General features: G+C 72.3%; 10 protein-coding genes. 2 read left to right on the top strand and 8 right to left on the bottom strand.

Annotated features, from left to right (window positions below; all coding sequences use genetic code 11):
• The first annotated feature begins 192 nt into the window (after positions 1-192).
• Both NYZ98_RS19595 and NYZ98_RS19600 read left to right on the top strand, forming a co-directional pair.
• On the top strand, positions 193-1,530 hold the full coding sequence (locus NYZ98_RS19595) for an MFS transporter (protein WP_262844270.1): 1,338 nt from the start codon (positions 193-195) through the stop codon (positions 1,528-1,530).
• Between the two features lies 1 nt (position 1,531).
• Positions 1,532-2,632, top strand: a complete 1,101-nt coding sequence (locus NYZ98_RS19600) for a helix-turn-helix domain-containing protein (protein ID WP_262844271.1) — start codon at positions 1,532-1,534, stop codon at positions 2,630-2,632.
• Between the two features lie 207 nt (positions 2,633-2,839).
• Here the strand turns inward: NYZ98_RS19600 and sbnA are convergent, their stop codons facing one another.
• The 8 genes from sbnA to NYZ98_RS19640 all read right to left on the bottom strand — a co-directional run bounded on the left by sbnA (position 2,840) and on the right by NYZ98_RS19640 (position 21,869).
• Complete coding sequence (gene sbnA, locus NYZ98_RS19605) at positions 2,840-3,829, bottom strand: 2,3-diaminopropionate biosynthesis protein SbnA (RefSeq protein WP_262844272.1); 990 nt, start codon at positions 3,827-3,829, stop codon at positions 2,840-2,842.
• Positions 3,826-5,118, bottom strand: coding sequence for a glutamate synthase-related protein (locus NYZ98_RS19610; RefSeq protein ID WP_262844273.1), 1,293 nt, complete (start codon positions 5,116-5,118; stop codon positions 3,826-3,828). The genes sbnA and NYZ98_RS19610 overlap by 4 nt, the downstream gene beginning before the upstream one ends.
• Positions 5,115-6,134, bottom strand: coding sequence for an asparagine synthetase A (locus tag NYZ98_RS19615; RefSeq protein WP_262844274.1), 1,020 nt, complete (start codon positions 6,132-6,134; stop codon positions 5,115-5,117). The genes NYZ98_RS19610 and NYZ98_RS19615 overlap by 4 nt, the downstream gene beginning before the upstream one ends.
• Positions 6,135-6,146: 12 nt before the next feature.
• A complete protein-coding gene (locus tag NYZ98_RS19620; protein WP_262844275.1) occupies positions 6,147-7,415 on the bottom strand; it encodes a methylaspartate mutase in 1,269 nt (422 codons plus the stop codon).
• The gene (locus tag NYZ98_RS19625) at positions 7,412-7,879 is read right to left on the bottom strand and encodes a cobalamin B12-binding domain-containing protein (protein ID WP_262844276.1); all 468 of its coding nucleotides are present in this window, start codon (positions 7,877-7,879) and stop codon (positions 7,412-7,414) included. The genes NYZ98_RS19620 and NYZ98_RS19625 overlap by 4 nt, the downstream gene beginning before the upstream one ends.
• A 99-nt stretch (positions 7,880-7,978) precedes the next feature.
• Entirely contained in the window at positions 7,979-11,977 is a 3,999-nt protein-coding gene (locus tag NYZ98_RS19630) for an amino acid adenylation domain-containing protein (RefSeq protein ID WP_262844277.1), read from the bottom strand.
• Positions 11,974-18,735, bottom strand: a complete 6,762-nt coding sequence (locus NYZ98_RS19635) for a non-ribosomal peptide synthetase (protein ID WP_262844278.1) — start codon at positions 18,733-18,735, stop codon at positions 11,974-11,976. The genes NYZ98_RS19630 and NYZ98_RS19635 overlap by 4 nt, the downstream gene beginning before the upstream one ends.
• A gap of 2 nt (positions 18,736-18,737) precedes the next feature.
• Positions 18,738-21,869, bottom strand: a complete 3,132-nt coding sequence (locus NYZ98_RS19640; RefSeq protein WP_262844279.1) for a non-ribosomal peptide synthetase — start codon at positions 21,867-21,869, stop codon at positions 18,738-18,740.
• Positions 21,870-22,336: the final 467 nt, after the last annotated feature.

Genomic DNA, 22,336 nt, shown 5'->3' on the forward strand with positions numbered 1-22,336 from the left:
GGCTGTTCCCTTCTGTGTCGGCCGCCCGGTGTGCGGCGGTCAGCCAACTGTGCGCGCCGCACGGGGTGCGGCGGCAGAGAAGAACGCGCGACAGGAGCGGCGGCCGTGCGGTGCCGGTCCTTCCCTGGCGGGCGCCCGTCCCGGCGGGCGATGGTCGGATCGCGACACCCCGACTATCTGAGGAGACATCCCATGGACGATGGCGACGGCAGGAAGATCGGCCTGGCCGGTAGACGCTCGTTGCGCGGCCTCATCGGTGTGCTGGGCGCGGACTTCGCCGCCCTTTCGGCGAACCGCCTGCTGTCCATCGCGGTCCCGTGGCTGGTGCTCACCACCACCGGGAGCCCCGCCATGACCGGTCTGGTGGCCTTCTGCCAGATCACCCCCTTCGTGATAGCGCAGGCGCTGGCCGGCCCGCTCATCGACCGCATCGGGCCCCGGCGCGTCGCCATCACCGGCGACCTGGTGTCGATGGCCGCGATGGTGGTCGCGCCCCTGCTGTTCGTGGCCGGCGGGTTGCACCTGTGGGCGCTGATGGTGCTCATGGCCGTGGTGGGCGCCGCGGACGGCCCCGCCATCGCCGCCAAATCCGTCTTCGTCCCCTCGGTCACCCGGGCGGCCCGCGCGCCCATCGAACGCGGCACCGGGCTCATCGCCGCGGTGGAACGCACCGCCACGGTGGCCGGGCCCGGGATCGCCGGCGTGCTGGTGGCCGCGTTCGGCGGCGCCCAGGCACTCTGGCTGGCGGCGGCCCTGTTCGGCCTGGCGGCCGTCGTCACCACCGCCACACTCGCCGACCCCGCGCCCGACCCCGCCGCGGCCACCACGACGGAGACGGGCGGCTACGTCGCCCAGCTCCGGCAGGGCGCCGCGTTCCTCCGCCAGGACGGCCTGCTGCGCGCCATCGTCGGCATGCTGGTCGCCACCAACCTGCTCGACCAGGCCTTCATGGCGGTCCTGCTGCCGGTGTGGGCGCTGGAGTCCGGGCACGGGGCCGAGACGGTCGGCCTGGTGGTCAGCGTCTTCGCGGGCACCTCCATCCTGGCCGCGCTCCTGGCCGCCACGCTCGCCGACCGGCTGCCCCGCCACATCGTGTACATGGTCGGCTTCGTGGTCGGCGGGATCCCGCGCTTCATCGTCATGGCCCTGGGCTTCCCGCTGTGGGTCGTGCTCGCGGTCTTCGCCGTCGGCGGCCTCGGCTCCGGATTCGTCAACCCGATCATCGGCGCCGTGAGCTACGAGCGGATCCCCGCGCGGCTGCTCGGGCGGGTCAGGACGCTCACCAGCGCGCTGGCCTGGGCCGGCATCCCCTTCGGCGGCCCGTTCGCGGCGCTCGTCCTCGCGCTGGCGGGGCTGAACGGCGCCCTGCTGGTCGTCGGCGGCCTCTACCTGGTCGCCATCGTCGTGCCCGGGCTGCGGCCCGAGTGGTCCCAGATGGGCCGGGTGGCGCCGACGATCGATATCTCCACCGAAAGTGCTCTTACGACCGCAGAGCAAGAGAAAGGCACCAAGAATGGTCGCGCTGCCTGAAATGTCGGTACGTCGCACGAGACACGAGCCGTTCACCACGAGGACCGAGCCCTTCACCCCCGAGCAGTTCGGCGCGATGCCCGAGCCGTACACCACGCGGTCGCACGACTGGCGGCACGGCCTCGAACTCGACACGACCGCCGAGACGGCCTACCAGACCATCGTGGAGAACCCCGGCACGAGCACCGAGAAGCTCGCCGAGCTCATGGCGATCAGCGAGGTGACCGTCCGGTTCGCCCTGGAGCACCTCGCCCGCCTGGAACTGATCACGCGCGAGGACGGGTGCGAGGGGTGGACGGCGATCGAGCCGGAGGTCGGCCTGGCCGCCCTGCTGGCGCGGCAGCAGGCCGAGCTGGCCCGGCACCAGCAGCAGGTGGAGGACAGCCGGCTGACCGTCGCCCGCCTGCTGACCTCCTGCGGCCAGCGCAACGCCCAGGACGGCGCCGGTGTGGAATGGGTCATCGGCGGCCACGCGGTGCGGGACCGCACGGCCCGGCTGGCCGCCGACTGCCGGGAGGAGTACCTGTCGCTCCGCCTCGCCGGCCAGCCGCTGACCAGGACCCTCGACAGCGCCCGCACGATCGACGAGGACATCCTGGAGCGCGGCGTCCCGTCGCGGTCGATCGTCCTGGACAGCGCGCGCAACGACAAGCCGACCCTGGCCTACCTGCGGTGGGAGATCGGGGCGGGCGCCGACGTGCGCACCCTGCCGACGCTGCCCGCCCGGGTGCGGATCTTCGACCGGCGCCACGCGGTGGTCTCGGTCGGCAACCTCACCGGGATCGCCGGTGCGCTCACCGTGAGCTGTGACGCCGTCGTCGACTCGTTCGTCACGCTGTTCTCCAAGCTGTGGGCCGAGGCCGAGCCGCTGGGCGACTGCCGGCCGCGCCGCGGCGACGCGCTGTCGTCGCAGGAGGTGCACATCCTGAAGCTGTGGGCCCAGGGGCACACCGACGCCTCGGCCGCCCGCCGGATGGAGGTGTCCCTGCGCACCGTGCGGCGGCTGTCGGACCGGCTGGCCGAACGCCTCGGGACGCGCAGCCGCTTTCAGCTCGGCGTCGTGGCCATCGCCAAGAGGCTCATCGACCCGGCCGAGCTCTGACACCCGGCCGAGCCCTGAGCCCTGGCGGAGCCCTGAGCCCTGGCGGAGCCCTGAGCCCTGGCGGAGCTCTGAGACCGGCGGAGCCCTGAGCCGGCGTCATCCCGGAGCCGTGCGTCCCCGTCCGGCGCGGACCCGGGAACGATCACCAATGGTGACCGTTCCCGGGCGTCGCGCCGGGCAGGGGCGCACGGCTCCGCGCCGTGCGCCTCACCCGCCCGCCGGGGCGCCCACCAGTCCGATCTCCTCGGCGGTGGCCACGCCGCCGAACCGGGCGGTCACCCAGTCGTCGTCGTACACGGTCTTCAGGTAGCGGTCGCCGAGGTCGGGCGCGATGGCCGCGACGCGCGGCCGGTCGCGGAAGTCCTCCTCTCGTGCCGCGATGGCCGCGAGCACCGACCCGGTCGAGCCGCCGACCAGCAGCCCGGTGTTGCGGGCCACGCGGCGGCACTCGCGGATCGCGTCCTCCTCCGCCACGTGGACGATCTCGTGCGCCAGCTCCGGCCGGCACAGCTCGGGGCGGCGGCTGGCACCGAGCCCGGGGATCCAGCGCCGGCCCGGCTCGGCGCCGAACGTCACCGATCCCTGCGAGTCCACCGCGATGACGCGGGTGTGCGGCGAGTGCTCGCGCAGGTAGCGCGCGCAGCCGACGAAGGTCCCCGTCGAGCCGGTGCCCACGAACAGGTAGTCGATGTGGCGCAGCCCGGCGAGCAGGCTCCTGGCCGTGCGCTCGTAGTGCGCCCGGGGGTTGGCGGGGTTGGCGTACTGGTTGAGCCACACCATCTCGGGCTGCGCCCGGATCCGCTCACGGACGTAGGCGATGCGCGAGCTCAGGTAGCCGCCGTTGGCGTCGGTCTCCCGCACGGTCACCACCTCGGCGCCCAGCGCCCGCATGTGCGCGACGGCCGAGCCGGAGGTGTTCGGGTCGACCACGCAGGTGAACGGGTACCCCTTGGCCGCGCAGATGGAGCTCAGCGCGATGCCGAGGTTCCCCGACGACGACTCGATCACCGGGACGCCCACCGACACGCTTCCGCCGCGTTCGGCGTCCTCGATCAGCCCGATGGCGGTCTTCAGCTTGATCGAGCCGGCCGGGTTGAACCCCTCGATCTTCAGGTAGACGTCGGCGCGCCGTGACAGGTAGGGCAGGGTCACGAACACGTCGTCCATGACGGCGTCATATGCGTTGGCGTAGATCACGCGAAGACCTCTCGCTTGTCATGGCGGATCGGCGGCTCGCCGGTGACCCCGTCACGGGCCACCGCGCCGGGGGACTCCCGAGGGCTCCACAGATCCTCAGGGCCCGGTTCGCCGGCGGCGTACTTGCCGAGGGCGCTGATCAGCAGCCGCATCTCCAGGGCGAGGGACTCCACGAACCGGACCAGCCCGTTCTCGGGGTCCTCGTCGACGGCGACCAGCGCCGCCCGGCCGAAGCCGACGGCCCGGGCGCCCAGTGCCAGCACCTTGACCGCGCGCGCGCCGTCGTACACGCGCCCGCTGGCGAGCAGCGTGCCCTCGGGCACACCGATCCGCCGCAGGCACTCACCGAGCGGCAACCCCACGTGGTCCAGGAAGACGCCCGGCGCCCACCCCGTGCCCCCTTCGGCGCCGTCGACGGTGACCGCGTCGGCGCCCGCCCGCCACGCCACGGCCGCGGCCGCGGCCACGTCGCGCGCCGGCGGCAGCTTGACCCAGCAGCGGGCCCGGGGATAGTTGTTGCGCATCAGGTGGACCTGCTGGCGCAGGATCTCGTCGGTGAACGTCCCGGGGCTGCCGCAGCGCAGCACCTGCCCGCCGGCCTGGAGGCGTTCCATGGCGTACTGGCCGCCGAGCCGCCGCGAGGTCTCCTCGTCGACCATGGTCAGGCCGCCGAGACCCGGCTTGGCGCCCTGGCCGACCTTCAGCTCGAAGGCCAGCCGCCCCGAGTCCATCAGCCCGCGCACCGAGGGGTCGGTGTAGACGTGGTTCCAGACCTCGGCGTTGGCGTCCTCGGTGCTCTGCTGGACGACGACCCCTCCGGTGGCCCCCTGCGCCGCCTCGGTGTAGGCGCCGATCCGCTCCAGCAGGGCCAGGTGCTTCCCGCTGGACCGGAACCCGCCCACCGGGGCCACGTTCTCGCCGATCACCATCGGCAGGCCGATCCGGCCGGCCTGCCGGGCCAGGGCGCACCCGGCGGCGGCCACCCGCGTCGACCCCAGCGCGCTGAGATAGAGCGGGAACGGCGCGTCGAACCCGCCGAACGACGACTCCAGCGACACGTCCGAGTACAGCGGCTCCCGTGCCAGCTCGATCAGCTTCTCCAGCCGCCGGGGCATGGACACCGGCGGCACCAGGCGGCAGGCGTCGATCTCGTCCCGGGGAGCCGTGGCGTCCGCGCCGAAGACCGACTCGCCGTACTGTCCGGCGGCCGGGAACACCGCGGCGCCGCCCTCACGGGCCCGCCGCCGTACGTCCTGCTCGGGGAACCCCGGAGCCCGCAGCGCGCTCACGGCGACACCACCCCGGGCACCTTCGGGTAGGCGCTGGCCTGCCAGACCGAGTCCAGCCCGGCCACCCAGCGGGTCAGCCGCTCCAGGCCGATGCCGAAGCCGGCGCTGCCCGGGATGCCCTCCCGCACGACGTCCAGGTACCAGCCGTACTTCGCGGGGTTCTCGCCGGTCTCCCGCATCCGGGTGACGATCTTGACGTAGTCCGACTCGCGCTCGCCGCCGCTGCAGATCTCCCCGCAGGACTCCGGCGCGATCAGGTCGAAGCTCATCAGCGTGGACGGGCGCTCGGGGTCCTCCTTGTCGTAGAACCCGCGCGAGCCCTTCGGGTAGTCGACGATGAAGAACGGCGCCTCGGCGCGGCCGGAGATGAACTCCTCGGCCTGCCAGCCGATCTCGGTGCCCGGGTCGTGCGGGTGGCCGAGCCGGTCGAGCACCTCGGCGTGGGTCAGCACCTCGAAGGGCTGCTCGACGAACGCCGACAGCTTGGCGGTGTCGCGGCCGATCAGGCGCAGCGCGTCCTCCTGGGTGGCCAGCGCCTTGCGCACCGCCTGGCGGACCACCCGCTCGGCCAGGGCGATCGCGTCGTCGCGCGACGCGCAGGCGAACTCGACGTCGATCTGGTGGAACTCGGCCAGGTGCCGGTGGGTGGAGCTGGTCTCCAGGGGCTCCAGGCGCACGTTCGGCGCGATGAAGAACACCTTGTCGAACGCCACCAGTGAGGTCTGCTTGTACAGGATGGCGCTGGCCATCAGCTTGTACTGGTGGCCGTAGTAGTCGACGTCCACCTGCTTGGCGCCGCGTGCCCCCGGGTCGGTGACCGGGCCGATGAGCGGCTGGAACAGCTCGACGGCGCCCTCCGCCGCCATCAGCTCGCGCGCCCCTGCCACCAGCGCCTGCTGGATCTTGAGCACCGCCTGGGTCCTCGGCGACGTCAGATGTTCCCGGGGACCGGGCACGTCGGCCACCGCGCGCTCCGCCGGAGTGGGCATGGCGCGGAAGTCCTGCTGTGTGGTCATGGTGAACCTCCCTTACTGGTGGGCGAAAGCACCGGTGTCGTAGCGATCTCTGACGTAGGACAGGGCGTGCAGCAGTTCGGCGGAGGTGAGCCCGCCCGCCTTCGGCCGGCCGCCCGTGCCGGTGATCGGCAGCGCGCCGGTCGCCGCCCACTGCAGGCGGCCGTCGTCGGCGATGTAGCTGCGGGTACGTCCGGCGTTGTCCGGGTGCAGGCAGTACGGGACGTCCAGGTAGCCCAGGGCGAAGGCGGACGTGAGCGCCCTGCCGAGGTCGGCGTGCAGGTCGAGCACCCGCCCGATGATCGAACGCGCCTCCGCCTCGATGCCGGTCGACGGGGGCGCGCCGAGGCTCGGCCCGCTCGCCCGGCCGGCCCGCGCGGCGACCCGCAGGGCCGTCACGTTCTCGGCGATGGACGGGATCTGGCTGGCCTCGGAGGCGGTCTTCACGATCAGGCGGGCCGCGCCGCTGCGCCTGGCCAGCCGTGCGGAGGCCGAGAGCAGGCTCAGCGCCCCGGTTCGCGTGGCCGGGTACCGGCCCATGTAGGCGTAGATGACCACGTGCCAGGACACCGACGGCAGCAGGTCGGCCGCGATGTCGTGCAGCGCCCGCACGGCCTCCTCGTCCTGGCCGGCGTGCGTCTGCTGGGCGTAGCTCAGCGAGACGCTCGTGATGCCCTGCTGGGCGAAGAACATGCCCTCCAGGACGCTGATCGCGATCAGCAGCGAGGGCGGGCACAACTGGCCGAGCATGCACCCGCCGAAGCTCTCCAGGTGCGGCACGGTGCCGGTCTCCGCCAGGGAGGCGAACCGCTGGGCGACCTCCCGCCAGGCGTGGACCGAGCGGTTGACGGGCGTCCTGCTGTAGGGCAGGCAGTAGGAGATCGGACCGCCCTCGGTGGCGTCCAGCCCGGCGGCCATGAGGGCCGCGAAGATCGGGCCGGGCGAGGCGGAGCCGTGACGCACCTGCACGGGGAAATCGGCGTCGCGGACGCCGTCGAGCATGTCGCGGGTGACCTGGGGGCCCAGTGTCACGATCGGGTAGCCGTTGAGCTCGTCCCCGGCGCGCAGCGCGCGCCCGGCGGAGGCGAAGTCGCCGACGCGGGTGAAGCTGTCGAGCGTCACCGTCCCCACGGTGCCGGGGCCGGCGTCCTTGGTGGCGATCAGCCCGGCGCGCATTTGCGCGGCGGTGCCGAACCCCATGCGCGGCTGGACCACCAGCGTCCCCGTCCGCCGGGCGCGCTCCATGAACGCGTGGAACGTCCCTTCGGGCGCCGCCGGTGTCATGCCCGCCGCCCCGCGTGCCGTCCCGGCATGGCCGCGGCCCTGGTCAGCAGGGAACGGAACACCGGGACGGCGGTGTCGCCGACCAGCACCGCGTCGAAGCCGGCGGCGACCAGCTCGTCCACGACGGCGCGTTCCCGGTCCTCGCTGACGCAGAGCTTGCCGCCGAGGGCGACCGGCACCCGGGCCAGCGACGGCTGGGCGCGCAGCGCCGCGATCACCTGCCGGGCCTCCTGTGCGCCGTGCCCGTTCACCGTGCTGAGCACGATCATGTCGGGGACGCGGCGCAGCGACTCGTCCATGAGCATCGCGACGGGCACGCAGGCGCCGAGATTGGTGACCGACCAGCCGTTCTCCTCCATCAGCATTTGAACGAACAAAAGATTCCAGGTATGCGAATCCGACGGGGTGCTGCTGAGCACCGCATACGGCTTCGGCCGTTTCTCGGCGATACAGTGCGGGGACATTCCGGTCACTGACCTTTCTGGAGACTTATCAGTGCTGTCCGGATCGGACTTCTGATGTTTTGATTATGTCGCGATCCGGACCCGGCCATTACTGGTTAGTTATGTCCCCTGATTCGCGGGCGTTTCCGGCCCCGCGCCGAGCGCCGCGGCTATCGCCGACACCGATTCCCTGGTCTTCACCATGTCGTAGTGGTCACCGGCTAGGTCGACGATCCGCAGGCCGGCGGGGTAGCGCCGCCTCCAGTGCGCCACATAGCCCTCGCGGTCGCCGTCCGGCATCAGTTCCTGCCCGGCCCGCTCGATCTCCTCGCTCACCACGAGGGTGGCCCGGGCCCGCGAGACGACGGCCTGATAATCGGCCAGCGCGCGCGATTCCGCGCGCAGGACGTTGTACGGCAGCCATTCATCGAGATCCACCGAGTCCGCGTCGATGTTCATCGGACCGGCCAGGAGTTTCAGCGCTTTTCGCGTCCTTTCCCGCGCCTCGCCGTTCTCGGCCTGCCCGCGCCGCCACAGCGACTCGGCCCGCCCGAATATCCCGGCCAATTCGTTGAACCTTTCCCTGCGGTACGGCCCGGTGACGGCGGGCTCCAGCAGGAGCGCCGAGGCGACGTCGCCGGGACGCGTCGCGGCCATCTCGTGCAGGATCACCGCGCCGGCCGACCAGCCGAGGAGCCGGTAGGGGCCCTCGGGCTGCAGGTTCGCGATCTCCTTCCAGTAGCGCTCGGCCATGGCGCCGATGTCCTCCAGCGGCGCTTCGCCGCCTGCCTCGCCGTCGGTGAGACCGGCCGCCCGCACGCCGAGGACGCGGAACCGTCCCTCCAGTTCGTCGGCCAGCGCCTGGTAGGAGTGGATCTGGCCGCCGCCGGGATGGACGCAGAACAGGTTGGGCCGCTCGGTGGCCGCCGTGCGCCCCGGCCGTACCTCGGTGATCAGCCCGCCGCGCTCGCGCGCGGTCTCGCTGAGCGCGCGCGCCAGTTCGTGGATGGTGGGATGGGCCATGACCTGCTGCAGCGTCGCCGGGCGGCCGGCGCGGCGCAGGCGGGAGATGACCTTGAACGCGAGGAGCGAGTGCCCGCCGAGGTCGAAGAAGTCGTCGTGCACGCCGGGGTCGGGGGTGCCGAGGACGTCGTGCCAGATGGCGGCGATGAGGTGCTCGGTGGCGGTGGCGGGCGGGGTGCGGACGACGGGCTGGGTAGCGGTGGGCGCGGGCAGGGCGGCACGGTCGATCTTGCCGTTGGGGGTGAGCGGGAGCACGGGCAGGGTCACGAACTGCGCGGGGATCATGTACGGGGGGAGCGTGCGGGCGGCGTGGGTCCTGAGGTCGTCGGGGCCGGGCGGCGCCGCGCCGGGAACGGGCACGAGATAGGCGACGAGCCGCTGCACGCCCGGGGTGTCCTCGCGGACGGTGACGGCCGAGGCCGCGACGGCCGGGTGGTCGATCAGGGTGTTCTCGATCTCGCCGAGTTCGATGCGGTACCCGCGCAGCTTGACCTGGGTGTCGATGCGGCCGATGAACTCCAGCCGCCCGTCGGGGAGCCACCGGCACAGGTCGCCGGTGTGGTAAAGCCGTTGCGGGGTTCCGGTGAGGTCGTGGACGGCGAACTTCCTGCTGGTGAGCTCGGGCCGGTTGAGGTAGCCGCGGGCGACGCACACGCCGCCGAGCAGGCACTCCCCGGCGACACCGGGGGGTACGGGCCGGCCGTCCTGGTCGACCACGTAGGCCTGGGTGTTGGTGATGGGGACGCCGACCGAGACCGGCCCGGTGGCGTCGCCGCCGACCTGGACGGTGGCCGACATGACGTTGGCGACGGAGCATTCGGTGGCGCCGTACTCGTTGTAGATGACGGTGCCGGGTGCGCAGACGCCGAGTATCCGCCGGGCCAGGTCGGTGGTGAGCTCCTCGCCGCCCAGCACCATGGTGCGCACGGCGAGCTCAACGCCGGCCGCCTCGGCCGAGGAGACCAGGAGTTCGGCGTGCGAGGGGGTCATCTTCAGGAAGCTGACCGGGGTGCCGGACAGCAGCTCCTCGACCGCGGCCGCGAACGCGGACTCCCCGGGCCGGGGGACCGGGATCGCGACCGGCAGGCCCTGCATGAGGGGCAGGAACAGCGCGGTAACGGTGAGGTCGAAGGCGACCGGCGAGTAGAGCAGCGTCCCGATGTCGCCGGTCGCGGGGTAGGCCTGGTCGCACCAGTGGAGGTAGTTCACCACCCCCTCGTGTTCGATCATGACGCCCTTGGGCCTGCCGGTGGAGCCGGAGGTGTAGATGACGTAGGCGAGGTTGCCGGGGGTGGCCAGCGGCGGGGGTTCGGTGGTGGGGAGGTCCGCGATCTGTGGCCAGCCGGTGTCGACGAGGAGAGGGGTGATGTGGCCGGGGAGCCGTGCGGCGAGGCTTTCCTGGCTGATGACCAGGGGTGCGGCGGTGTCGTCGAGCATGTAGGTGAGGCGGTCGGCGGGGTAGTCGGGGTCCAGGGGGAGATAGGCGGCGCCGGCTTTGAGTATGGCCAGGAGGGTGACGATGAGGTCGGGGGTGCGGTCGAGCAGGACGGCGACGAGGGTCTCGGGTCCGATGCCGTGGGTGCGCAGGTGGTGGGCGAGCTGGTTGGCGCGCTGGTCGAGCGCGCGGTGGGTGAGGGTCCGGCCGTCATACAGGACGGCGGGCTGGTCGGGCCGGATGGCGGCCTGTGCGGCGATCAGCTGGTGGATGGTCTGGTCGGCGGGGAAGGGTCCCTGGGTGTCGTTCCAGTCGACCAGCATCCGCCGCCGCTCGGCCTCGGTCAGCATGCCGACCTGCGACAGCGGGGCCTGCGGGGCCGCCACGAAGCCGCTCACCAGTGCCTCGAAGTGCCCCGCCAGGCGCTCGATCGTCCCCGCGTCGAACAGGGCACGGTCGTAGGCGAACTTGACCTCCACGACCTCGTCGGCCGACACCACCACCGTGAGCGGGTAACCGGTGCGCTCCACGCAGCCGACCGGCCGGTAGTCGACCCCCTCCGGCAGGCTGTCGGAGCCGCGCAGGTCCGGATAGTTCTCGAACACCAGGATGGACTGGAACAGCGGCTTGCCCCGGGGGACGTCGCTGCACTCCTGCACGTCCACCAGGTGGCAGTGCTCCCACTCCCGCAGCTCGGTCTGCTGGTCCTGCAGGTCCCGCAGCCAGGCGCCGACCGTCGCCCGGCCGTCGACCCGGGCGCGCACCGGCAGGGTGTTGATGAACAGCCCCACCATCGACTCGATGCCGGGCAGGGACACCGACCGGCCCGAGGTCGTGGCGCCGAACAGCACGTCGTCGCGGCCGCTGTACCGGGACAGCAGGGCCGACCACACGCCCTGGACCACGGTGTTGACCGTGATCCGCTGCTCCCTGGCGAACCGGCGCACCGCGCCCGACAGCTCCGCGCCGAGGGAGATCTCCAGTTCGGCCACCCCGGAGTCCGTGCCGGGGCGGGTCGCCACCAGCTCGGTCGCCTCGCTGACGCCTTGGAGGTAGCCGCGCCAGAACTCCCGCGCGCGCGCCGACGGCTGTTCGTGCAGCCACTTCGCGTACCGGACGTAGGGGATGGCCGGCGGCAGGCCGGGCTCCCTGCCCTCGACGGTGGCCCGGTAGATCGCGAACAGCTCCTTCTTCAGGAGCTGGATGCTCCACCCGTCCAGCAGGATGTGGTGGAACGACCACATGATCAGGCGGCTGTCGTCGGCGGTCCTGATGATCCGCACTCGTAGCAGCGGCGGCCGGGACAGGTCGAAGCCCTGGTCCCAGTCGTCGGCGGCCAGCCGCTTCAGGCACGCGTCCTGCTCCGCCGGGTCGCGGTCGCGCCAGTCGAGCGTCTCGCGCGGCAGCTTCGCCGTACGCTGCACGACCTGCACGGGCGTCGACACGTCCTGCCACACGAACGCGCTGCGCAGGATGGAGTGCCGGTCGACGAGGTGCTGCCAGGCGTCCAGGAACCGCTCGTCGTCGAGCGGCCCGGCGATCTTCTCGATCATCTGGACCTGGTACGGGCTGACGCCCTGGCTGTCGCGCACCGAATGGAACAGCATGCCGAACTGCATGGGCGACAGGCCGTAGATGTCTTCGACGTTGGGGGTGCTCATGCGCTGAACCTCTTCATGATCGCGGCCATCTCGTCCTCGTTGAGTTCCGCCAGCGGGAGATACGCGGGCGCGGCGCCGATTCCCTCGCTCTGGTCGGCGGCGACGCCGAGCAACGCGCGGAGGTTGCGGGCGATGTCCCCGGCGAGGCGCTCGACGGTGGTGACGTCGTGGATCGCCGTGGAGTAGGAGATCTCGACGCTCAGCCGGCCGTGTTCCACGGCCGCCAGGATGTCCAGGAGGTGACGGCGCGTCCCGGCCGCGCCGATGGAACCGCCCCTGGGCTCATGCGGTCCCGCGTGCCGGCCGAGGCCGGTGACGCCGGCGGCGAACTGCCCCAGATAGTTGAAGTTGATCTCTGGGGCGCGGTGTGCCAGGGACCGCCGCGCGTTCGCGTCGCCCAGGTACCGCAGGATGCCGTAGCCGACGCCCCGGCGGGGGATCTCCCCGAGCTGCTCGCTGACGTTCTTGAGCAGGATGACCGGGTCGGTCTCCGACATGCCGTGCAGGTTGATGGGGAACACGCTGGTGAACCAGCCCACCGTTCGCGAGGTGTCCACGTCGGGGAACAGGTCCTCCCGCCCGTGGCCCTCCAGGCTGATCCCAGCGGTGTCGTCCCCGGTCCAGGCGTGCACCGCGGCGCCCACCGCGCTCAGCAGCGCGTCGTTGATCTGGGTGTGGAACGCCCGGGGCACGTCCTGCAGCAGGGAGGACGTCTCGCTCTCGCTCAGCGCGACCGTGACGGCGGCCGAGGAACGCGTGGTGTTCTCGCCGTCGTGGTCGCGCGGCAGCGCCCGCTGCTCGCCCTGCGAGGCCCAGTAGCCGAGCTCGCCGAGCGCGCCGGCCGACCTCGCGTGGGCCGCGAGCTTCTCCGCCCAGGTCCGCACGGACGTCGTCTTGGCCGGCAGCAGCGGGTCGCGTCCCTCGGCCGCCTGGCGGTAGGCGGTGCCGAGATCCTCCAGCAGGATCCGCCAGGAGACGCCGTCGACCGCCAGGTGGTGGATCGCGATGAGCAGCCGCTGGCCGCGACCGGGGCCGAGCTCCATCAGGGCGGCGCGGATCACCGGCCCGCCGTCCAGGTCCATCCCGCGCTGCGCCTCGTCGGCGATGCCCGCCATCCTCGGCCACAGTTCGTCGTCGTCCAGCGGCGACAGGTCGTGGCAGGCCAGGACGCCGGGGCCGGGGTCGCCGTCGAGGTACTGGCGCCACGCCCCGCCGTCCCGCCTGATCCGCAGGCGCAGCGCGTCGTGGTGCTCGATGAGGGTCAGCAGCGCGCGCCGCAGGACCGCGCCGTCCAGGCCGTCGGTCTCCAGCAGCTCGGCCTGGTTGAAGTGGGAGGGGTCGGGCAGCTCCAGCTCGAAGAACCAGTGCTGGATCGGCGTGAGCGGCACCTCTCCCACGAGCTTGGCCTGGTCGGCCAGGATGGGACTGGTGGACCGGGCGTTCGCGGCGATGGCCGCGACCGTCTGGTGCTGGAAGAACATCCTCGGCGTGAGCTGGATGCCGAACTTCTTCGCCCGCGCGATCACCTGCAGGCTGATGATCGAGTCGCCGCCGAGCGCGAAGAAGTTGTCGGTCACGCCGACGTCGGTGACGCCCAGGACCTCCCGCCAGATGCCGGCGATGACCTTCTCCGCCGCGCTGTGCGGCGCCGACGCGGACGCCGGTCGGGCCTCGGGCGCCGGCAGGGCGCCCCGGTCGGGGTCGCCCGCCGCCGTGCGCGGCAGCCGGGGCAGCGTGACGTAGGCCGACGGCAGCATGGAGGCGGGCAGCCGCCCGCTCAGGAACGCCCGCAGTTCCGGCTCCTCGGGCGCCGCCGGTCCGGCGGGCACCACGTAGGCGACCAGTTCGCCGTCGTGGACGGCGGTCGCGGCCTCCGCGACGGCGTCGTGGGCGGTCAGCGCCGTGTCGACGTCGCCCAGCGCGACGCGGTCCCCGCGCACGACCACCTGGTCCTCGCCGCGCCCCGCGAACCGCAGCTCGCCGGACGGTGACCAGCTCACCAGGTCGCCGGTGCGGTACGGGTTCTCGCCGCCGACCAGCAGCTCCCCGGGTACGCCGACCGGCACCGGCAGGTCGCGGTGGTCGACCACACGGACCTGGGCGGCCCCGGACGGGACGCCGCGGACCTCGGCGGGGATGGTGGCCGTGGCCCCCCACGCCGCGATGGCGCGCTGCTCGGCGTCACTGAGCATGCTGACCTGGGACAGGGGGGTCTTGGGCTGGTCGGCGAGGTGGGACAGCAGGGTCGTGTAGTGGCCGGCCATGCGTTCGACGGTGGCCCGGTCGAACAGGTCGGTGGGGTAGTCGATGTTCCCGGTGAGGCCGTCACCGGTCTCGTGGAGGGTCAGGTTGAGGTCGAATTTGGCGAGGCCGCCGGTGATGGGGGCGGGGGTGATGGTGAGGCCGGGGAGGGTCCAGGTGGGGGTTTCGGTGGTGGTCTGCAGGACGAGCATGGCTTGGTAGAGGGGGTTGCGGGTGAGGTCGCGTTGGGGGGCGAGTTCTTCGACGATGCGTTCGTAGGGGAGGTCCTGGTGGTCGTAGGCGGTGAGGGCGGTGTCTTTGACGCGGTGCAGGAGGTCGGTGAAGGTGGGGTCGCCGGTGAGGTCGGTGCGCAGGACGAGGCTGTTGACGAACAGGCCGATGAGGTTCTCTGTTTCGGTGTGGGTGCGTCCGGCGGTGGGGGTGCCGACGGCGATGTCGTCTTGTCCGGTGTAGCGGGACAGCATGACCTGGAAACCGGCGAGCAGGGTCATGAACAGGCTGGCGTTGGCGCCGGTGGCGAGGTCGCGCAGGGCGGTGACGGTGGCGGACGGGACGGCGAAGGCGACGGCGTCCCCGTGGCCGGCGCGGGCGGGGCGGCGGGGCCGGTCGGTGGGCAGGTGCAGGGGTCGCAGCCCGTCGAGCTGGGTGCGCCAGTAGGCGAGCTGGGTCTGGAGGTGGTCGGTGGCGAGCTGCCGGTCCTGCCAGGTGGCGTGGTCGGCGTATTGGACGGGGAGGGCGGGGAGGGGTGCCTGGTCGTGGCCGGTGGCGGTGGTGTAGAGGTGGCCGAGTTCGCGGGTGAGGATGGCTTCCGACCAGCCGTCGAAGACGATGTGGTGCAGGCAGATGACCAGGACGGCCTGGTCGGGTGCGGTGTGCAGGACGGTGGCGCGGAGTAGCGGGCCGGTGGCCAGGTCGAAGGGGGTGGCGGCGAGGCTGTTGACGTGGGCGGTGATGGTGGCCTGGTCGTGGCCGGTGAGGTCGGTGACCGTCACGGTGACGAGGGTGGGGGGGTCGATGATCTGGTGGGGCCGGCCGGTGTCGTCGGCGACGAACCGGGTGCGCAGCACCTCGTGCCGTGCCACCAGGTGTGACAGTGCCTCCTCCAGTGCGGCCAGGTCCAGGGTGCCGTCCAGGCGCAGGGCGATCGGGACCACGTAGTCGTCGCGGCCGGGCTGCAACTGGTCCAGGAACCACAGTCCCCGCTGGGCCGAGGACAACGGCACCGGCCTCGAATGGTCACGCGGCACCGGCCGCGACTCCTCCTGGGCGGCGGCGCCCATGCCGGGCAGCAGAGCGGCCAGCGCGGCGATGGTGGGGGCCTGGAACAACGCCCGCAGGGGCACCTCCACGGCCAGCTCGCGGCGGAGGCGGGAGACGACCTTGAAGGCGAGCAGCGAGTGTCCGCCGAGGTCGAAGAAGTTGTCGTGCGCCCCGGGATCGGTGACCCCGAGGACGTCCTGCCAGATGCCGGCGAGAAGGCGCTCGGCGGGCGTACGCGGCGGGGTGCGCGCGGTGTCGTGCGCCGTGCCCGTGGCCGGCAGGGCCTTGTGGTCGGTCTTCCCGTTGGGGGTCAGCGGCAGGGCGGACAGGGGCACGAACGCGGCAGGGATCATGTACGAGGGCAGGGTGCGGGCGGCGTGGGCCTTGAGCTCCGCCGCGCCGGGCGGCGCGGCGCCGGGAACGGGCACCAGGTAGGCGACCAGCCGCTGCACGCCCGGGGTGTCCTCGCGGACGGTGACCGCGGCGGCGCCGACGGCGGGGTGGCCGGCCAGGGTGGCCTCGATCTCGCCGAGCTCGATCCGGTACCCGCGCAGCTTGACCTGGGTGTCGATGCGCCCGATGAACTCCAGCTCCCCGCTGGGCAGCCAGTGGCACAGGTCGCCGGTCCGGTACAGGCGCCGCCGGTGCCCGCCGAGCTCCAGCTCGACGAACCTCTCCGTGGTCAGCTCGGGACGGTTGAGGTAGCCCCGCGCCACGCAGATGCCGCCCAGCAGGCACTCCCCGGCCACGCCGACGGGGACCGGCAGGCCGTGGGCGTCCACCACGTAGGCCGTGGTGTTGGTGATGGGCGTGCCGACCGTGATCGCGCCGGTGACGTCGTCGCCGACCTGGACGGTGGCCGACATGACGTTGGCGACGGAGCATTCGGTGGCGCCGTACTCGTTGTAGATGACGGCGCCGGGCTCGCACACCGCCAGCAGCCGCCGGGCCAGGTCGGCGGTGAGCTCCTCGCCGCCCAGCACCAGCGTGCGGACGGAGAGCTTCACCCCGTCCGCCTGGGCCGAGGAGACCAGCAGCTCGGCGTGCGAGGGGGTCATCTTCAGGAAGCTGACCGACGCCCCCGACAGCAGCCGCTCCACCGCGGCGGCGAACGCCGACTCTCCCGGCCGGGGCACCGGCACCGCGATCGGCAGCCCCTGCATCAGGGGCAGGAACAACGCGGTGACGGTGAGGTCGAAGGCGACCGGCGAGTACAGCAGCGTGCCCAGCTCACCGGCGGGCGGATAGGCCTGGTCGCACCAGTGCAGGTAGTTCACCACCCCCTCGTGCTCGATCATGACGCCCTTGGGCCTGCCGGTGGACCCGGAGGTGTAGATGACGTAGGCGAGGTTGCGCGGGGTGGCCAGCGGCGGGGGGTCGGTCGCCGGGCAGGTGGCCACCTCGGGCCACTGGGTGTCGACGAGCAGGCGGGCGACATGGCCGGGGAGCCGCCCGGCGAGGCTTTCCTGGGTGACGACCAGGGGCACGGCGGCGTCGTCCAGCATGAAGGTCAGCCGCTCGGCCGGGTACTCGGGGTCCAGGGGGAGGTAGGCGCCGCCGGCCTTCAGGATCGCCAGCAGCGTGACGACCAGGTCGGGGCCGCGCTCCAGGAACACCCCCACCAGGACCTCCGGGCCGACCCCGCGGGACCGCAGGTGGTGCGCCAGCCGGTTGGCCCGGGCGTTGAGCCGCCCGTGGGTGAGCACCTGGTCCCCGAAGACGACGGCGGGCTCGTCCGGGTGGGCCTCGGCCCGCGCCGCCACCAGCCCGTGGATGGTCTGGCCGGCGGGGAACGGCCCCTCGGTGTCGTTCCACTCCACCAGGATCCGGTCCCGCTCGGCGTCGCCGAGCATACTGACCTGGGACAGGGGGGTCGTGGGCCGGTCGGCGAGGTGGGACAGCAGGGTCGTGTAGTGGCCGGCCATGCGTTCGACGGTGGCCCGGTCGAACAGGTCGGTCGGGTAGTCGAAGTGCCCGGCCAGTTCGCCGTCCACCTCGCGCAGCGACAGGTTGAGGTCGAACTTGGCGAGGCCGCCGGTGACGGGGGCGGGGGTGATGGTGAGGCCGGGAAGCGTCCAGCCCGGGGTTTCCGTGGCGGCCTGCAGCACGAGCATGGCCTGGAACAGGGGGTTGCGCGTCAGGTCGCGCTGCGGGGCGAGTTCTTCGACGATGCGTTCGTAGGGGAGGTCCTGGTGGTCGTAGGCGGTCAGGGCGGTGTCTTTGACGCGATGGAGCAGGTCGGTGAAGGTGGGGTCGCCGGTGAGGTCGGTGCGCAGGACGAGGCTGTTGACGAACAGGCCGATGAGGTTCTCTGTTTCGGTGTGGGTGCGTCCGGCGGTGGGGGTGCCGACGGCGATGTCGTCCTGTCCGGTGTAGCGGGACAGCATGACCTGGAAGCCGGCGAGCAGGGTCATGAACAGGCTCGCCCCCGCCCCCGCCGTGATGTCGCGCAGGGCCGTCACGGTGTCGGCGGGGACGGTGAAGCGGACCGCGTCACCGCGACCGCCGCGGGTGGCCCGCCGGGGCCGGTCGGTGGGCAGCTCCAGAGGCTGCAGGCCGTCGAGCCGGGTGCGCCAGTAGGCGAGCTGGGCCTGGAGGCGGTCGGTGGCGAGCTGCCCGTTCTGCCAGGTGGCGTGGTCGGCGTACTGCACCGGCAGGGCGGGGAGAGGTGCCTGGTCGTGGCCGATGGCAGCGGTGTAGAGGTGGCCGAGTTCGCGGGTGAGGATGGCTTCCGACCAGCCGTCGAAGACGATGTGGTGCAGGCAGATGACCAGGACGGCCTGGTCGGGTGCGGTGTGCAGGACGGTGGCGCGGAGTAGCGGGCCGGTGGCGAGGTCGAAGGGGGTGGCGGCGAGGCCGTTGACGTGGGCGGTGACGGTGGCCTGGTCGTGGCCGGTCAGGTCGGTGACCGCCAGGGCGACCGGTGCCGGGGGGTCGATGATCTGGTGCGGCTGACCGGTGTCGTCGGCGACGAACCGGGTGCGCAGCACCTCATGGCGTGCCACCAGCCGCGACAGTGCCTCTTCCAGTGCCGCCACGTCCAGCGTCCCGGCGAGACGCAGGGCGATCGGGACCACGTAGTCGTCGCGGCCGGGCTGCAGTTGGTCCAGGAACCACAGTCCCCGCTGGGCCGAGGACAACGGCACCGGCTTCGAATGATCCCGCACGGGCAGGTGACGGGCCTGCTGGTGCCGGATACGGGAGAGCAGACGCGCCTGCGTCGAGCCGTTTTCCATGACTATTCCTCACCTTGGGCGTCGATCAGTTCGAGCAACTGGGCCTTGATGCCGGCGATCGACGGCGACAGGAACAGGCCCCTGAGGCTGATGCGGATGCCGGTCAGCCGGTCCACCTGGTTGACCAGCTGGACCGCGCGGAGCGAGTGGCCGCCGACCTCGAAGAAGTTGTCGTGCACGCCGACGCGGTCCACGCCGAGCAGATCGGCCCACACCTCGGCGAGCGCCCCCTCGATCTCGTCGCGCGGCGCCACGTGCGCCGCGCTGGGCGCGAGGTCCGCGGCATCGGGCGCGGGCAGCCTGTTGCGGTCCACCTTGCTGTTGGCGGACAGGGGGAGCGCCGCGAGCGTCATGAACACGGCCGGGACCATCGCCGGCGGCAGCGACTCCCGGCACAGGGCGCGCAGCCCGGCGACCTCCAGGTCACCGGTCGCCGGCACGCAGTACGCCACCAGGTGCTTGTCACCGGCGCCGTCCTGCCACGCCACGACGGCGCAGGCCGCCACGCCGGGGTGCGACAGCAGGACCGCCTCGATCTCACCCGGCTCGACGCGCACGCCGCGCAGCTTGAGCTGGCCGTCGATGCGGCCCAGCAGGTCGAGTTCACCGCCGGCGGTGAACCGGCCGAGGTCGCCCGTCTTGTACATGCGGGCGCCGCGGTCACCCGTGAACGGGTCGGCGGGGAAGCGTTCCGCGGTCAGCCGGGGCCGGCGCAGGTAGCCCCGGCCGACGGACCGCCCCCCGAGGTAGACCTCGCCCACCGCGCCGACGGGCACCGGCCGCAGCGAACGGTCCAGCACGTACACCGTCTGGTTCATCATCGGGCGACCGGCCAGGACGGGGGAGTCCGGCGAGGCGTGCCAGTACGTCGTGTCCACCGACACCTCGGTGGCGCCGTAGAGGTTGATCAGGCCGTCGCCGAACCGGTCGGCGAACCGCCGCACCAGCACTTCCGGCAGGCCCTCGCCGCTGCAGAACGCGTACCGCAGGGTGGTGCAGTCCGCCGGGTCGGCCTGGGCGACGAACATGTCCATCAGGCTGGGGACGAAATGCAGCCCGACGACGCGGTGACGGCGCATGAGCGACCCCACGTGCGCCATGTCCAGGCGGGACGCCCCCGGCACCAGGACGACCGTGCCCCCCTGCCAGAGCGGCCACAGGATCTCGTACGCGGAGACGTCGAAGGTCACCGGCGTGGCCTGCAGGAAACTCTCGCCCGCGTGGATCGGGAACGCCGCCTGCATCCCCGCCATGTAGCTGACGACGCCCTGGTGCTCGATCATGACGCCCTTGGGCCTGCCGGTGGACCCGGAGGTGTAGATGACGTAGGCGAGGTCGCGCGGTGTCGCCAGCGGCGGGGGTTCGGTGGTGGGGAAGGCCGCCACCTCGGGCCACTGGGTGTCGACGAGAACGCGGGCGACGTGCTCAGGGAGCCGCCCGGCGAGGCTTTCCTGGGTGATGACCAGGGGTGCGGCGGTGTCGTCGAGCATGTAGGTGAGGCGGTCGGCGGGGTAGTCGGGGTCGAGCGGAACGTAGGCGGCGCCGGCTTTGAGGATGGCCAGGAGGGTGACGATGAGGTCGGGGGTGCGGTCGAGCAGGACGGCGACGAGGGTTTCCGGTCCGATGCCGTGGGTGCGCAGGTGGTGGGCGAGCTGGTTGGCACGCTGGTCGAGCGCGCGGTGGGTGAGGGTCCGGCCGTCGTGGACGACGGCGGGTTCGTCGGGCCGGATGGCGGCCTGGGCGGCGATCAGTTGGTGGATGGTCTGGTCGGCGGGGAAGGGTCCCTGGGTGTCGTTCCAGTCGACCAGCATCCGCCGCCGCTCGGCCTCGCTCAGCATGCCGGCCCGCGACAACCGGGCCGCCGGGTCGTCGGCGAGGGACCGGAGCAGGGTGAGGTAGTGGCCGGCCATGCGCTCGGCGGTGGCCCGGTCGAACAGGTCGGTGGGGTAGTAGAGGAAACCCTTGGCGCTGTGGTCCTCCTGCAGGGTGAGGTCGAAGGTGAGGTCCACCTGCGAGCCGGTCGCCCGCAGCGGGACCTGGTGGACGTCCAGGCCGGGCAGCGTCCAGATCTGGCGCGCGGAGGTGGTCTGCAGGACGATCATGGCCTGGAACAGCGGGTTGCGCGTCAGGTCGCGCTGCGGGGCGAGCTCCTCGACGATCCGCTCGAAGGGGAGGTCCTGGTGCTCGTAGGCCGCCAGGGCGGTGTTCCTGACGCGGTGCAGGAGGTCGGTGAAGGTGGGGTCGCCGGACAGGTCGGTGCGCAGGACGAGGCTGTTGACGAACAGGCCGATGAGGTTCTCGGTCTCGGTGTGGGTGCGTCCGGCGGTGGGGGTGCCGACGGCGACGTCCTCCTGGCCGGTGTAACGCGACAGCATCACCTGGAAACCGGCCAGCAACGCCATGAACAGGCTCGCCCGTGCCTTGGCGGCGATGCGGCGCAGGGCGGTGAGCGTGTCGGCGGGAATGGTGAACGCGACCGCGTCGCCCTCGCGGTCCCGGGCGGGGCGGCGGGGCCGGTCGGTGGGCAGCTCAAGAGGCCGCAGGCCGTCGAGCTGGGCGCGCCAGTAGGCCAGCTGTGCCCGCGGGCGGTCACCGGTGAGCCGCTGGTGCTGCCAGGCGGCGTAGTCGGCGTACTGGACGGGCGGGTCGGGCAGGGCGGCGGGGGCGCCGGTGGTGGCCGCGGTGTAGAGGCGGGCCAGCTCGCGGGCGAAGATGGCCTCCGACCAGCCGTCGAACACGATGTGGTGCAGGCAGACGACCAGGACGGCCTCGCGGGGTCCGGTGCGCAGGACCGCGGTGCGCAGCAGCGGGCCGGTGGCCAGGTCGAAGGGGGCCGAGGCGGCGGCGTTCACCTGTGCGGTGACCGTGGCCTGGTCCTGACCGGTCAGGTCGGTGACCGTCACCGCGACCGGCGCCGGCGGGTCGACGATCTGGTACGGCCGGCCGTCCTCGTCGGCCGCGAACCGGGTGCGCAGCACCTCGTGCCGTGCCACCAGGTGCGACAGCGCCCCTCGCAGCGCGGCCACGTCCAGGTCCCCGGTCAGGCGCAGGGCCACCCGGATCAGATACTCGTCACCGCCGGGCTCCAGCTGGTCCAGGAACCACAGACGCTGCTGCGCCGACGACAACGGCACCCGCCCGCCCCTCGCCCCCGGCCGGGGCCCCTGCGAGACCCCGCCCCGCCTGACCCGCCGCACCGGTTCCCGGATACCACCGGCCGCCGGAGGCGGCGTCGCCTTCGTGATCCGCCCGGCGGTGTCGTCCGCGCCGCCGAGTGTGCCGAATTCGCTGTCGCCCTCGATTCGATCCGTGGCGAAGACGTCTCGCCAGATGCGAAGAATTCGCGCTTCATCCGCTGACCTGACATTCGTCATCGGGCCCTACCCATCATCTCCACAGGTGCGGTTTCTCTCATATCGAGCATTCACCAGCCTGTCAGCCCGCACCTGTCCTGCCAGCTGGGTGGTTCCGTCCACGGGCCCCTGGGCACTTCTGCCCAGCGAATTCCCGCACCGCCGATGGCCTGGATGAACACGCCTTATCGGAATGCGAAAGCCGCCATTTCCCGGGCCGGATGATTGCGTTAATCGCCATTGCCGCC

The sequence above is a fragment of the Sphaerisporangium corydalis genome (assembly GCF_025506355.1).
GTDB classification, from domain to species: domain Bacteria; phylum Actinomycetota; class Actinomycetes; order Streptosporangiales; family Streptosporangiaceae; genus Sphaerisporangium; species Sphaerisporangium corydalis.